The sequence below is a fragment of the Pseudomonas sp. BP01 genome, assembly GCF_022760795.1.
Classification (GTDB): Bacteria; Pseudomonadota; Gammaproteobacteria; order Pseudomonadales; family Pseudomonadaceae; genus Aquipseudomonas; species Aquipseudomonas putida_Q.
This window is the reverse complement of sequence record NZ_JAFBKA010000011.1, coordinates 37,931-53,342: the sequence shown is the minus strand read 5'-3', so window position 1 is coordinate 53,342 and position 15,412 is coordinate 37,931. Positions and strand designations below refer to the sequence as shown.

Below are 15,412 nucleotides of genomic sequence, written 5' to 3'. Positions count from 1 at the left end.
ACTGCAATGAACAATGTGATGCTCAAGCTCAAACATGAATTCCTGAAAGTCCTTCCACCAACGATCTTCTTTTTCGTCATCCTGCACATTGTCGTACTGATCAGGTCATTGATGATCAAGGGGTCTGGCCTTGATATGCCGGAATCGGCATCCGTCCTTTTCGCATCGATGATTCTGGGCAAGTCGGTGCTGGTTGCGGACATGCTGCCGTTCATCAACCGCTTTCCCGATAAACCGCTTATCTGGAATGTGTCCTGGAAAACCCTCATGTATGCGTGCGTTGCCTTACTGGTGCATTACCTGGAGCGGCTTTACGAGTATTGGAAAGAAGCGCCGGGTTTTATCGATGCAAACGCCCTGTTCTGGACTTCTATCAACTGGCCAAGGTTCTGGGCAATTCAGATCTTGCTGATCACGCTGATCTTCATGTACTGCGTCATCGCCGAGCTGGCGCGGGTAATCGGGCGTGACCGCCTCAAACGCATGTTCATTGGACCGCTGCCGGTAGAACAACCCGGCAAGTGACCCTGGAAATGGCCAGTATCAAGGATGCATGCGAGGGAACCCGAATGCGCAAACCCGTTATCGAGATTGCTGTTTTCACGCTCTTTCTATCGCTGACGAGCTTTGCTGCGGATGCGGTACCGGACACCCCGCCGACGGAGTCGCAACAGATCCGAGTGCTGCTGGCTGCGGATCTGGAAACGACGCTTTCCAGCCAGATGAACGGGACCTTGGGTGAGCTCACCGCCCGTTTCGGCGAACATGTGAACAAAGGCGCCAGCCTGGCCCTGTTCAACTGCAACGAAGCCAAGGCGCGGGGCAAGGTTGCCGTGGCCGAACTGGCGATGGCCCAGCAGAACCTGCAGGCTAAAAAGCAGCTTCGCAAACTGGACGCCGTAGGCGACATCGAAGTGGCGGCGGCCAATACCGAAGTGCAAAAAGCCGAGGGCGCACGCGCCATGGGCGATGCGCAGATGAGCTATTGCCGAGTGGTGGCACCCTTTTCTGGCCATGTGGCCAAGGTTTACGTCAAACCCTACCAGACGGTCAGCGCGGGGACGCCGCTGTTCGACCTGGTCAGTGACGGCGCACTGAAGGTGCGCATGAACGTGCCATCGAGCCAGTTGAAAAGCCTCAGCCCCGGCCAGCCACTGGAGGTCAAGGTGCATGAAACCGGCAAGACCTACCCGGCCAAGGTCAGCGTGATCAACGCCAGGGTCGACGCCGTGGCCCAGACGGTGGAGCTGGAAGCACGCTTCGACCAGCGCTACCCGGAACTGATCGCTGGCATGAGCGGCACGGCGCGGTTCGACCATGACCGTGAATAGGCCGCTTCCGCATCCGCAGCTGCTGCTGCAGCTGGATGCCCTGCGCGACAAGGCCATGGCTGCCGAAACGCTGAACGCGCTGGCGTTCAGCATGGCCAACGACCTGTATCCGCTGCTGCCCTTCCACCAGGCGCTGGTGTTCGAACAAGGCAACAACGGCCTGCAGCTGCTGTGTGTATCGGGCCTGGCACGGCCCAGCGAGGACTCGCCCTACCTGGTGTGGCTGCGCCGCGCCAGCCGCTGGCTCAACGAGCGCCTGGTAGACCCGCAGCCCGCCTGGCTGACGCAGGCCGGCAGCGCCCCGCCCGCCGACATCGCCGAGGGCTGGGCCGAGTGGTGGCCCGCGGGCTTGTGGTGCATACCGTTGCATGGCCCTGCCGGGCAGCGCCTTGGGTTACTGGTGTTGCTACTGGAGGAGGCCCCGCCTGCACTGCTGCACCAGCAACTTGATGGGCTGACCCGCACCTGGGCCTACTGTTGGCACGCACTGAGCCGGCGGCGCCGGATCAGCCGCTGGCGCCCCAGCCGCCGTCAGTTGCTGATCGGCCTGCTGGTGGCTGCCGGGCTGTTGCTGGTACCGGTGCGGCAAACGGCCCTGGCGCCGGCGCAGATCGTGTCGCATCAGGCGCAGATCGTCAGCTCACCGATCGACGGTGTTATCGCCCAGGTGCTGGTGCGCCCCAACCAGCCAGTGGAAGCTGGCACGCCGCTGTTCACCCTCGATGAAACCACCCTGCGCAGCCGCGCCGAGGTGCTGGGCAAGGAAGTTGCCGTGGCCGATGCCGAATTGCAGGCGGCCAGCCAGCGCGCTTTCGACAATCCGCAAAGCAAGAGCGAACTGACATTGCTGCAGGGCCGTGTACAACAGCGCCGCGCCGAGCTTGCTGCAGTGCAAGCGCAACTGCGGCGCACCCGGGTGCTGGCACCGCGCGCCGGGGTAGCGGTGTTCAGCGACCCCAACGACTGGCTGGGCAAGCCGGTGTCGACCGGCGAGCGGATCATGCACGTCGCCGATCCAGCGCAGCCGGCGATGCAGATCCAGCTGGCCGTGGCCGATGCCATCGCCTTGGAGCCGGGCGCCGAAGTGACCTTGTTCCTCACCGCCTACCCGCTCAGCCCGCTCAGGGGGAAAATTCTCGAAACCAGCTACCAGGCCAAGCCCAGCGATGACGGCGTGGTCGCCTACCGCCTGCTGGCCAGCATCGACAAGCACTCCGAACATGCCCGCCTGGGCCTGCACGGCACCGCCAAGTTGTACGGTGGTCGGGTGATGCTGGGCTATTACCTGCTGCGCCGGCCGCTGGCCAGCCTGCGCGCCTGGAGTGGCTGGTGATGCTTGACCTGTCCGAATTACCGCTGCCGCCATTGCGCGAAGACCTGCGGCTGTGCGAAGCCGCCGACAGCCGCGAAGGGGAGCCAGCGTGGATGATCCACGACACGGTGGTCAACCGGTTCTACCGCATCGGCTGGCTGGAATTTGAATGCTTGCTGCGCTGGGGCCAGACGCCACGCCAGATCAGTGAGCAAGTGGCCCGCGACAGTGCGCTCAAGCCGGATGTCGAGCAAGTGCTGGCACTGCGGGCGTTTCTTGAACAGCACCACCTGCTGCGCCCGGGCCCCGAACAACTGGCCAGGCTGCAAGGCGCCAGCGAGGCACGTACCTGGTCAAGCTGGCGCTGGTGGTTGCACCATTACCTGTTCTTTCGCATCCCGCTGCTGCGTCCCCAGTTTGCGTTGCAGCACTTGGCTGCGGCCCTGGGCTGGCTGTTCCATCCCCTCACCGGAGTGCTGGTGGCGGGTTTGACACTGCTGGGCATCGTCCTGGTCATGCAGCAGTGGGACAGCTTTACCCACGCGGTGGTGGAGTCGTTTTCCACCGAAGGCCTGCTCAGTTTTGCCCTGGCGCTGGTGGTCGCCAAGACCCTGCACGAAATCGGCCACGCGCTGGTCGCCACGCGCCTGGGCCTGCGCGTGGGGCACATGGGCATCGCGTTTCTGGTGCTGTGGCCGATGCTCTACACCGACACCGGCGAAAGCTGGAAGCTCAAGCGCGCACGCCAGCGCCTGGCGATCGCTTCAGCGGGGATCGTCACCGAGCTTTCGCTGGCAGGCCTTGCCACTCTCGGCTGGGCCCTGTGTGACGACGGCGCCCTGCGCAACGCCCTGCTCTACCTGGCGACCACCAGCTGGGTACTGTCGTTGGCGCTCAATGCCAGCCCGTTCATGCGCTTTGACGGCTATTTCATCCTCAGCGACCTGCTCGATTTCCCCAACCTGCACGAACGCGCTTCGGCGCTGGCGCGCACGGCCCTGCGGCGCAACATCCTGGGGTTGAACGAGCCGTGGCCAGAGCCATTCCCGGCGGGCCAGCGGCGCCTGTTGGTGGCGTTCGCCTTCGCCACCTGGTTGTATCGCCTGGTGCTGTTTCTGGGCATCGCCGTGGCGGTGTACCTGTTCTTCTTCAAACTGTTGGGGATTGTGCTGTTCATGGTCGAACTGGCGTGGTTTATCGCGCTGCCGGTGAAGCGTGAGCTGAGCCACTGGTGGCAACAGCGGGCACACATCCCGGGGCGTCGCAAACGGCTGTTCTACCTGTGCCTGGGCCTGGCCGTACTGGGCCTGGCGCTACCCTGGCGCAGCCAGGTCGATGCCGTGGGGGTCGCGCGAGCCGAACACCAGCTGCGCGTCTACACCCCCTACCCTGCACGGCTGCAGAGCCTGCATCAGGCGGGCCAGGTCAAGGCCGGCGAGGTGCTGGCAGTGCTCGACGAACCGGACCTGGATTCACGCTTGCGCAGCAGCGAGGCCAGCGCCCGCAGCTATGAAGCGCGCCTCTCGGGCCTGCTTGCCGACCCAGGCGGGCTGACCGAAGATGCCGCTACCCAGCAGCGCCTGAATGTGCAAACTGAAGAAGCCCGCGCCGCGCGTACTGAAATTGCCCGGCTCAACTTGCAGGCACCGTTCGCCGGCAGCTGGCTGGACCTGGACCGCGACGTGCAACCGGGCCAATGGCTCAACCGCCAGCAAGCACTGGGCATCCTCATCGACCCCAGGCACTGGCAGATCGATGCCTACGTGGCCCAGGACCAGGTGCACCACCTGGCCGTCGGCGATAGCGTCCGCTTCTACCCCGACGGCCAGGCCAGCGCGCTGCGCGGCAGGGTACTGGCAATTGGCAGCACCCGTGCCGGGCAGTTGGCCCACCGCATGCTCTCATCGCATTTCGGCGGCCCGGTGCCGATCACCAGCGAGCCTCTGGTGCCCAGCAATGCCTTGTTCCAGGTGCTGGTTGCGCTGGATGAACCGCTGGTCACGGTGCGCGAAACCCGCGGCAAACTGAAAATCGAAGGGGCAAAACGCAGTGTCCTTGGCGAGCTGGGTACGTGGTTGTTGGGGGTGGGTTTGCGCGAAAGCGGCTTCTGAGCAATGCCTTTCGGCGCCTGCTCTGTTGTTGCAGGAAAACCCGACTACGATTGCTTAAGCCTCGAATCTGGCGTCGAACTTCTGAGCAGGGTACGGAAATGGACATCAAGAGCAGAGCCGGCTTTGCCACTGTTTCACGCCCCCGGTCGCAGACGGTGGCACTTGAACAACGCATCCTGTTCGACGGCGCCGCCGCAACCGCCGTCGATCAGCAGCACCATATCGATGCCAGCCCTGCCGAGGCCAAGGACAGCAGCCACCCCGCACCCACCGCCAGCGAGGCGCAAACCGCCGCGCCGGCGCCCGCCGCACGCAACCTGGTGGTGATCGATGCCCGCGTGGAAAACCGCGACCAGTTAGCCGCCAACCTGCCAGCCGGTACCACTGCGCTGGTAGTCGACCCCGGCCAGGACGCGATCGCCGCCATCAGCAACGTCCTGGCGCAACTGGGCAAGGTCGATTCCATCCAGGTGTTTTCGCACGGTACCTCTGGCCAGTTCACCCTGGGCAACCAGGTGTTCACCCGTCAGACCGTCGAGCAACTGGGTGACCGCCTCAGCGCCTGGCGCGCTGAGCTGAACAGCGGCGCCGATATCCAGTTGTACGGGTGCGACGTTGGCACCGGTAGCGCCGGCCAGGCGTTGGTCGACGAGCTGGCACGCTGGACCGGCGCTGACGTCGGCGCCTCCAGCAATGCCACCGGCAGCACGCTGGCGGGCGGCGACTGGCGCCTGGAGGTCAGCAACGGCGATGTCGACAAGGCCATTGCCCTGGCGGCCACTACCCTGGACAGTTTCCACGGCCTGCTGGCCGATGCCAGCCCTACGGCCAGCCTGGGGAGTGCCGGCGCCGATGTGCAGTTGGGCGAGCAGTTCACCTTTACCGTGAGTTTCAGCAACCCCTCCTCCCAGGAAGGCTATGCCCCGTTCATCGACGTGTTCATGCCGGCGACCGGGCGCGATGGCGACGACGGCGCCACCTTCGTTTCCGCCACCTACCTGGGCCAGGCGGTGAACAGCTTCGTCATCACCTTCGATGCCAACGGCAATGCCGTGCACCCGCTGGCCAAGGACGCCAGCGGCAATGCCGTGGTGATCAACGCCGCCAGCGTGGGCATGAAGCCCGGGGACCAGATGGTGGTGCTGCAGTTGCCCTACGCCAGTGTCACCAACGGCCAGCCCAGCATCGACGTGCAGATTACCGCGCAGTTGAGCAACCTGGCCGACACCCCCTACTCCGACGGCGCGCCGAACCTCACCATCAATACCCGAGCCGGTTTCGAATACGGCAACGACTCACTGAACAACCCGGTCCAGGACCCGAGCCTGGTGGAAAGCGCGCTGCACAGTTTCGTCATTACCCCGACCCTGCTGAAAGTCACGCAAACGGTGAACATGCCCGAAGGCGAAACCGTCACCGGGCCCAACTTCACCCGCACCCAGACCGTTACCGTGACCCCGGCGCCTGGGCAGACCCTGAGCAATGTCACCGTCACCCAGACCGTGCCCGACCAGGTGCATGTCAGTGCCATTACCCCGGGCCCGGGCGGCACCCTGACGTCGGTCACCCTGCACGACGGCACCGTGCTCACCAACCCGGCCCTGATCGCCCTGGCGCTGGCCAACCCCAATGCGTTCGTAGCCAGCTACGACATCCATTACGACAGCCTCAGCGCAGCCAGCGAAACCCAGGTCAGTTTCTATGTGCCGCAAATCGATGCCAATGGCCGGCCAGTGATAGACCCGGCCACCGGCAACCCGGTGCAGATCGACTTCGGCACCGCGAGCGTGACCGGCAACTGGAACCCGCTGGACCCACGCGACCGCCCCGCCGACCCGGACGGCTACCCGTTCAGTGAAACCGGCAATGGCCAGGGTGTGACCTTTGTGGCCAAGTCGATCACCCTGCTCAAGCAGGTCAACCTGCAGAATGATGTCGGCACGGCCGGTCTTACGCCCGGCGACACCTTGCGCTACACCATGGACGTGGCCATCTCCGACTTCTTCGCCTTTGGCGAGAACATCCTGGAGCAAGGCCAGTTCACCCTGACCGACCTGCTCAGCGATGGCCAGACGTTCGACCCGGGCAACCCGCCCACCCTGATCATCCAGCAGCATGGCGCCAGCCAGAGCATTGCCCTGGTCTATACCCAGACGGTCAATGCCGACGGCAGCACCACGCTGGTCTTCGACATTGCCGAATCCATCCGTCAGGCCGTTGCCGGTCCGGGCATCGCAGCGCTATTTGGTGACCTCTATGACGACACGGTGCAGGAAGGCGCCACACGCCTGAGCATCGTCTACGACGCGACGATCGACACCAGCTACACCAGCGACCACCCGCCCCATGACCAGCTCAACGAAGGCGACAGTATCGGCAACAATGCCACGGTGGACGCCACCGTGCTGCGCGACTCGGTCAACCTCGGCGGCCTGCAGACCGACGGCTCAGGCACCCTGAGCACCATCGACACCTCCGCTGTGGATATCGAGCTCACCCAGGTCAACGGCGGCAACCCGCCGGCCAACGGCGAACTGCGCCCGGGGGACGTGGTGACGTTCACCATCAGCTATGACCTGCTGGTTGCCGACTACGAGAACTTCAAGCTTACTGCCTACCTGCCACTGCCCTTGCTCGACGCCAGTGGCATCGCCTGGAGCTTCGGCACCGGCGTGGGCCAATGGACGTTCGGCATCGGCAATACCACGCTCGATGTACCCGACAGCGTCACGACAGGCCCCGGCAACTCGATCATCTTCGACTTCGGCAACTATGTGTCCGGCGGGTTGGACGGCGCCACGGTGCAGGTTCGCTTCACCATGGTCGTCGGCGACCAGCCCTATGCCGACCAGCGTGAGCTGGACGTGCTGGCGCAGTCGAGCCAGACCACCACGGTGGACAAAACGGTGCTCACGTCGTCGGATGTGGCTGTGATCGAGTCGGTTGCCGAACCTGTGCTGGACATCAAGCACGGCGTGGTCTCCAGCACCCATGGTACGGTCACCGGTACGACCGGCAACTGGACTGCGCCAGGTTCCAGTGGCGTACCGTTCAGCGGCAGCGTTACCAGCTTGGCAGCGGTGGACGGCAATGTCAGCGGCATCGATGGTGCTGACACCCTGCGCCTGGCCACTGCCCTGAAGAACACCGGCGGCGGCGGCGCCTACGATGTCAGCACCAGCATCGCGCTGCCTGCCGGCCTGTCATTCGTCGGCGGCAGCCTGAGCGCGGCCAACCTGCAAATCTACCGCGGTGACGGCACTTTGCTGGTGCTGGGCACCGACTACAGCGTCAGCGGCAACGCGATCACCTTCCTCGACGCCAACGGCCAGGCCAGCTTGCTTGCCGGGCGTGCAGGCAGCGCCAGCGACCTGTCGGGCGCCAACCTGGTGGTCATCACCTACGACGTCACCGTGGACAACGCCATCCTGGCGTCCAGCACCCTGCAGAGCACTGCAGCACTGACCTATTACGCCAGCGTCAACGGCGGCCAGGACTTCACGCCGACAGACCTCACCGAAGTCGCCAACCAACAGGTGGCAGCCCCGACCATCAGCAAGGGCTACAAGGACGGCAGCCTCACCGAGGATGACTCCAGCGCCACCCACACCACCGGCAGTAACCTGGTGATTGGCGAAAGCATCACCTATGACATCGTCGTCAGCCTGCCCGAGGGCTCGACGGGCAGCCTGCGCATCAACGACCTGATACCCCCTGGCCTGCGCCTGGACTCGCGGTTCAACGGCAACCTTGGCTACCAGATCATCACCACTACGGCGGGCAGCGGCGCCTTGGCGGCCGACTTCAACGGCGTGCTCAACGTCAACCCGGTGACCCTCGACGGCAGCGACGGCGCCGACCTGATGCTGGTGTTCGACAGCGCCGGGGCTGCCGCCGACAACATTGTCGGCAATAACAGCTTTGTCATCCGCCTGGTGCTGGTGGCCAGCAATGTCACCGGCAACCAGCAAGGCACCACACTCAACAATGGCGCGCAACTGGTCTACAGCGACCCGGACGGTGACACCCCCAACGGTGCTACTGCGGTCGATCGCAGCCTCAACAGCGCCCAACAGCCCGCCGTGACCATCGTCGAGCCGACGTTGAGCGTTACCCAGCAGATCACCTCCACCCCCACCTTCGGCGGCTTCGACGAGGGGGACACCGTCACTTTCACCATCACCGTGGCCAACAACTCAGGCACCGACGCCTTCGACATCAGCCTCCTCGACGTGCTGCCGACCGAAATCGACGGCCTGGCGATCAGCGGCACCATTCAGTACAACGGCGGCGCCACCAACAACAATACCGGCGTTGATTTCGTCATCCTCAATGGCCAGCTGGTGACTGCCAACGGTGCCAACATCGACATCGCCAATGGCGGCAGCATCGTCATCACCCTGAGCGGGGTGGTCAATGCCACTGCCGCCGGTGAGGCAGCCATTGCCAACAATGTCGAGGTGCGCTGGACCAGCCTGAACGGCAGCAGCAACACCACCGACACCGTCAATGGCGAACGCAGCGGCGACGATGGCCTGCTCAATGGTGGCCAGCTCAACGATTACCGGGTGCTGAGTGCCCTGCTCATTCCGGTCACCAATGGCATCCAGGTGTCGCGTGTGGGGGGGGTCAGCGATACCGCCCCGGCCACCAATACCAGTGGCGCCATCGACACCAGCGGCCTGGTGGAAACGGTGGTGGTCGGCGAAATCGTCCGCTACCGGGTAGCTGTGCTGGTGCCCACGGGCGAGAACCCCAATTACCAGATACGTATCGAACTGGCCCCGGGCCTGGAGTTCATCCCTGCCGACCTCAACAATATCCTGATTGCCATGGTGTCGAGCCAGTTGGGTGGCCTGACCACCGACGCCACCAACTTGGTCACCAGCACCAGCATCCTGTACATGACCGGTAACCAGAACAGTGAAGTGGCCCTGCCGATACACACCGACCTTGGCGGTACGGTGCCCAGCGGCGTTTTCGATGGCAACAATGGCCGGCTGTTGATCAACCCCAACCCCGACGGCAGCCAGACCATTACCTTCAACCTGGGCAACCTGACCAACAACGAGACCAACGACAGCGACATTGAAGGGGTGATCCTCGAATTCAATGTGCGCGTGCGCAACGTCGTCGGCAACCAGGCCACTACTCAACTGGGCATGACCGTATTCGAGCACGTCGGCCTAGGCGACGGGGTGGACCGCGGCAAGAGCGACACCCTGTTCGAACGCGTGGTCGAACCCAGCTTCACCGGCATGGACAAGTCGGTCATCGACGTGGCCCCCGGCACCGTCGCCGGCACCACCGACGCCACCGTTTCGGTCAGCTTTACCCAGGATGGCGGCGTGCCGGCCTATAACACTCACCTGGCCGACCAGTTCCCCAACGGCAGCAACTATCAGGTGCAGACCATTTTGATCAACGGCGTGGCCCAAGACCTTGCCAACCTGCCCGTCGGCGTGACCTTCACCGATGGCGCGGCCATTGCCGTGGACTTCGACCGGCTTGCGCCGAACGACACGGTCCAGGTGATCTACACCGTCACCCTGCCCAACCAGACCATCGCCGACAATGCCGCCAGTTCCGCCGTGCTGACCTGGACCAGCCTGCCGACCGACTTCGAAACCAATAGCTGGGGTGGCTCGGTGCCCGATGCCGGCGGCGGCATCGACGGCGAACGTACCGGCCAGGACGGCGCCAGCGGCCTGAACAACTACATCCTCAGCGACGGCGCCGGCATGGGCGTGATCCAGGGCACGCTGTGGGACGATACCCGCAGCGCCAACGACAGTGTCAGCCCTGACGGCCCTGGCCTGGACGGCATCGGCGTTACCCTCACCTGGGCCGGTGACGATGGCATCTTTGGCAACGGCGACGACCGCACCTTCAGCACCGTCACCGCCAACGGCGGCCTCTACGAGTTCGCCCTGCTGCCCTCGGGCAGCTACCTGGTCGCCGTGGCGCAGGACCACCAGGCAACTGCCAACAACACCTTCCGCGTACGTATCGACACCGACAGCGGCGCCGCCACTGCGGGCCTTGGCAGCATCAGCCTGACCCTGGGCGAAGGCAGCACCGGCACCGCCGACGCAGGCTACGTGCACATCAACGAAGCACCGATCAACACAGTGGCAGACCAGCACGGCGAGGAAGACACCGTGCTGCACATTGTCGGCCTGGCCACCAGCGACGTGGACGTCAACGCCGGCAACGCCGATGGCATCATGACCATCACCCTGACCGTGGTCCACGGCGTCATCTGGCAAACCGCGACGCCGCCCGCTGCCAATGCCACGCCCCCCGCCAATGCTGGCCGCAACCTGGTGCTGACCGGCACCCTGAACGAATTGAACGTGCTGCTGGGCCAGCTGTATTACAAAGGCGACCAGGACTTCAACACCTTCCGCGATGCCGAAACCCTGACCATGGTCACCCATGACCAGGGCAACTTCGGCGACGCTCCGCTCAATGGCGACGGCATTCCCGGCCAGAACCCGGCCGATGCACTGACCGACACCGACGTGATGAACATCGTCATCGACCCGGTCAACGACGCGCCGGTCGCCCACCCTGACATTGCCATTGCCGTGGAGGCCGGCGGCTTCAACAACGGCGACCCGGGCGTCAACCCGACCGGCAACGTGCTGGACAACGACACCGACGTCGATATCCAGACCAACGATGACGTGCTCACCGTCACCCGCATCGCCAGCAATATCGTGCCCGGCGGTGTTGCGGTAGCGCCCAACGGGGTCACCACCCTGCAGGGGCGCTACGGCACGTTGCAGATCACCGCAGGCGGCGGGTTCCAGTACATCGTCGACAACGCCAACCTTGAAGTGCAGGCGCTGCGCACCGCCGGCAACTTCATCAGCGACTTCTTCGGCTACGACATCGTCGACAGCGGTGGCCTGGCAAGCAGCTCGGTGCTGCAGGTGAATATCCACGGCGCCAACGATACCCCCGTGGCCAACGCCGACGAAGGCACCGCCCTCGAGGCCGGCGGCACCAACAACACGACAGCAGGCCAGGACGCCATCGGCAATGTGCTGACCAACGACACCGATGTAGACTCGGTGGCACTGGGCGAGACCAGGCAGGTTACCGCCGTGCGCTACGACGGCCCGGGCGGCGGGCGGATCATCCCGGTCATCAGCGGCCAGGCGACCAGTGTGCAAGTGAACTTCGGCACGCTCACCATCAACGCCGACGGCAGCTACCGCTACGTCATCGACAATGACAATGTTGCCGTGCAGGCGCTCTCCCCCGGGCAGAGCCTGAGCGAGGTGTTCACCTACCAGATGGCCGACACCGGCGGCCTGAGCTCGGTCAATATCCTGACCATCACCCTTCAGGGTGCCAACGATGCACCGGTAGCCGTGGACGACCAGGGAAGCGCAAGTGCCGGGGCGAGCGACGGCAGCCCGGCGCAGGTCAATGCCAGCGGTAACGTTATTACCGGCAATGCTGGCGTGGGCGCCGACACTGACGTCGACAACCTGGACCAGCCAACCGCCACCCAGCTCAAGGTCGACGGCGTGCGCAGCGGCCTGGAAAGTGCCGGTGGTGTGCTGAGCCCGGTGGGCAACGGCGCGCCCGCCGCCATTACTGGCAGTGTGGCGCGGCTGGCCGACGGCAGCTTGATCAGCGGCAGCTTCGGCCAGCTGACCCTCAACGAAGACGGCAGCTACAGCTTCGCGGTCAACAGCGCCGAGCCGTCGATCCGGGCACTGACAGCCGGGCAAAGCCTGGACGTGATCTTCACCTACCAGATCCATGACAGCGGCGGCCTGACCGACCAGGCGCAGCTGGTGATCACGGTGACCGGGGTCAATGACCCACCCATCGTCAACCCGGTCAGCATCGATGCCATCGAAGCCGGCGGGCTGAACAACACTCAACCGGGGCTCGACCCTGCCGGCAGCATTCGCGGGGCCTACAGCGACCCGGATGGCGATACCCTGACCATCAGCGCAGTGGTCAGCCCCAATGGCATCAATGGCACCCCTGGCCAAGCCTTGGTCGGCAACTACGGCAGCCTGGTGCTCGATGCCCAGGGCAATTACAGCTATGTGGTAGACAACAGCAACAGCGCGGTGCAAGCCCTGCGCACCGATGCCGACCGGCTCACCGAGGTATTCCAGTACAGCGTCAGCGACGGCAACGGCAAGGTCGTCAGCGCCACCTTAACCGTGGTCATCCATGGCCGCAACGACACCCCCACCGCCACAGACGACAGCGCCATCGCCATCGAGGCCGGGGGCATCGACAACGCCACCCCGGGGCAGCCCGGCAGCGGCAACGCCCTGGACAACGACAGTGATGTGGATGCCGGGGACAGCAAGACCGTCGATGGCGTCTACCTGGGCACCCTCGCCGCCGGCGGCACCTTCATCCAGGTCAATGCCGGCGCGACCGTGGTCGCCGGTGCCTATGGCACCCTGAGCATCGATGCCAACGGCAACTACGTGTATACCGTCAACGACAGCCTGGCCGCCGTGCAGGCGCTCAAGGCCGGCGAGCAACTGCGCGAAACGTTCAGCTACCGCATGCACGACACCGACGGCGCCAGCTCGCAGGCGCAGATCAACATCACCCTCGAGGGCCGTTACGACACCCCGGTAGCCAACGACGATTTCGCCTACGCGGTGGCCGTGGACGACGATGGCAACGGTGGGCGCGACCCTACCGGCAATGTGCTGAACAACGACACCGACGTCGACGCCAACGACAGCAAAATGGTGACCGCCGTGGGCCTGGGCGCAGAGAGCAGCAACCCTGCCCTCGACCCGCTCACCGGCAGCGCGACCCTGATCACCAACTTCGGCACCCTGACCCTGAATGCCGACGGCAGTTACCAGTTCGTGGTCAATTCCAGCGACCCCACCATTATCGCGCTGGGCCCGCTGGGCTTCGTCATCCAGCGCTATACCTATCAGGTCACCGATGGCGGCGGTTTGAGCGACACCGCTACCCTGACCATTTTCATTCGCGGCGAAAACCAGCCGCCGGTTGCCGTGCCCGACCAGGGCCTGGCCATCGAAGCCGGTGGCGTGGACAACAACATCCCGGGCAGCGACCCCGCCGGCAACGTGATGGACAACGACAGCGACCCGGACACCATCAACATCCTGTTCCCGGAAACCCTTGAGGTATTGGCCTTCTGGAGCGGTGACGGCCCGCTGCCAGCCGACGCCACCGTGGTCGGGCAGACCCTGCGTGGCCAGTATGGCGACCTCACCCTCAATGGCGACGGCAGCTGGAGCTACGTGCTGGACAATAGCCTGCAGGCGGTACAGCAACTGCGCAGCAGCGGCCAGACCCTGGTCGACAACTTCACCTACCTGCTGGCCGACTTCTGGGGCGGTACCACCAATGGCCTGTTGACCATCACCGTCGACGGCCGTAACGACTACCCCGTGGCCAATGACGACACGGCCACTGCCGTGGAGGCCGGCGGTGTGAACAATGACACGGCCGGCGTCGACCCGCGCGGTAACGTGCTGGACAACGACACCGATGTCGATGGTGTGCAGTACGGCGAAACGAAAACTGTGCTGCAGTACACCGCCGAGAATGGCCAGACGGCCACGGCCGGCCAGGCACTGCAGGGCCTGTACGGTACGCTGCTGATCACTGCCGACGGCAATTATCAGTACATCGTCGACAACGGCAACCCGACCGTGCAGGCCATGCGCACCGCGGGCGAGTCGCTCAGAGAAGTGTTCACTTACCGCATGCGCGACACCGACGGCATCACCGCCGACGCCCGCCTCACCGTCACGGTGCAAGGGGCCAACGACAACCCGGTGGCCCGTGACGACAGCAACAGTGCCAGCGACCAGGTCCCGGCACCGCACACAAGCGGTAATGTGCTGCCCAACGACACTGATGTCGACGGGGGTGACGCCCTGACCGTAACGGCCATCCGCACCGGCCAGGAAACCGGCTCTGGCACACCCGGCGTGATCGGCCAGCCCATCGCCGGCCAGTACGGCACCCTGGTACTCAACGCCGACGGCAGTTACACCTATACCATCGACCTGAGCAACCGTGACGTGCTGGCGGCGGCGGGCCTTGGCCAGGTGCTCAGGGACACGTTCACCTACACCATCAGCGACCTGGCCGGGGCCACCGACCAGGCCCAGCTGGTCATTGCCCTGGACATTTCCACCCCGTACATCCCCCCTGGGCCGTATCTCGGGCGCGATGGCCGCGACACCCTGGGTAACCTGCCACTGCCAGACGTCAGCCCGGCCATCTTCGTCGCACCGGTGGTCGAGCGCATCAACCAGAGCCTGACGCTGTCGGCCTGGGGCACCGATGGCAGCGATGTGCGCCTGTTCGCCACGCCCGAGGTCGAAAGCCAGTCGCTGGGCAGCCAGCTTGGCCAGGTCAACGGGCAGTTCGTCGCTGGCGCGGTAGCGCAAAGCCGCCAAGCCAGCGCCGAGGACCAGAACTGGGTCGACGGCCGCCATGGGGTTGTCAGCCTGACCGCAGATGGCCTGCTGCCCGACCCTTCCCTGTGGGCCACCGCGCACACCGACATGGTGGCGCAGCCAGAGAAACCGCCACAGCCTGCCCGCGGCTTCCGTGCGCAACTGCGTGAAGCCGCCCAGCGCCGCGGCAGCAGCGCCCCATGAGCCGATCATTCA

5 protein-coding genes are annotated in these 15,412 nt (G+C 64.7%); all 5 read left to right on the top strand.

From position 1 onward, the window contains the following. Positions 1-18 precede the first annotated feature (18 nt). Complete coding sequence (locus tag JOY50_RS12035; protein ID WP_243055216.1) at positions 19-525, top strand: hypothetical protein; 507 nt, start codon at positions 19-21, stop codon at positions 523-525. Between the two features lie 44 nt (positions 526-569). Further along, positions 570-1,331, top strand: coding sequence for an efflux RND transporter periplasmic adaptor subunit (locus tag JOY50_RS12030; RefSeq protein WP_243055215.1), 762 nt, complete (start codon positions 570-572; stop codon positions 1,329-1,331). Next, positions 1,318-2,664: an efflux RND transporter periplasmic adaptor subunit gene (locus tag JOY50_RS12025; RefSeq protein WP_243055214.1), complete on the top strand. Its 1,347-nt coding sequence runs from the start codon at positions 1,318-1,320 to the stop codon at positions 2,662-2,664. Before JOY50_RS12030 ends, JOY50_RS12025 begins: the two co-directional genes overlap by 14 nt. Next, complete coding sequence (locus JOY50_RS12020; protein WP_243055213.1) at positions 2,664-4,754, top strand: HlyD family efflux transporter periplasmic adaptor subunit; 2,091 nt, start codon at positions 2,664-2,666, stop codon at positions 4,752-4,754. Before JOY50_RS12025 ends, JOY50_RS12020 begins: the two co-directional genes overlap by 1 nt. Before the next feature lie 98 nt (positions 4,755-4,852). Then, the gene (locus JOY50_RS12015; protein WP_243055212.1) at positions 4,853-15,400 is read left to right on the top strand and encodes a VCBS domain-containing protein; all 10,548 of its coding nucleotides are present in this window, start codon (positions 4,853-4,855) and stop codon (positions 15,398-15,400) included. The last annotated feature ends 12 nt before the right edge of the window (positions 15,401-15,412 follow it).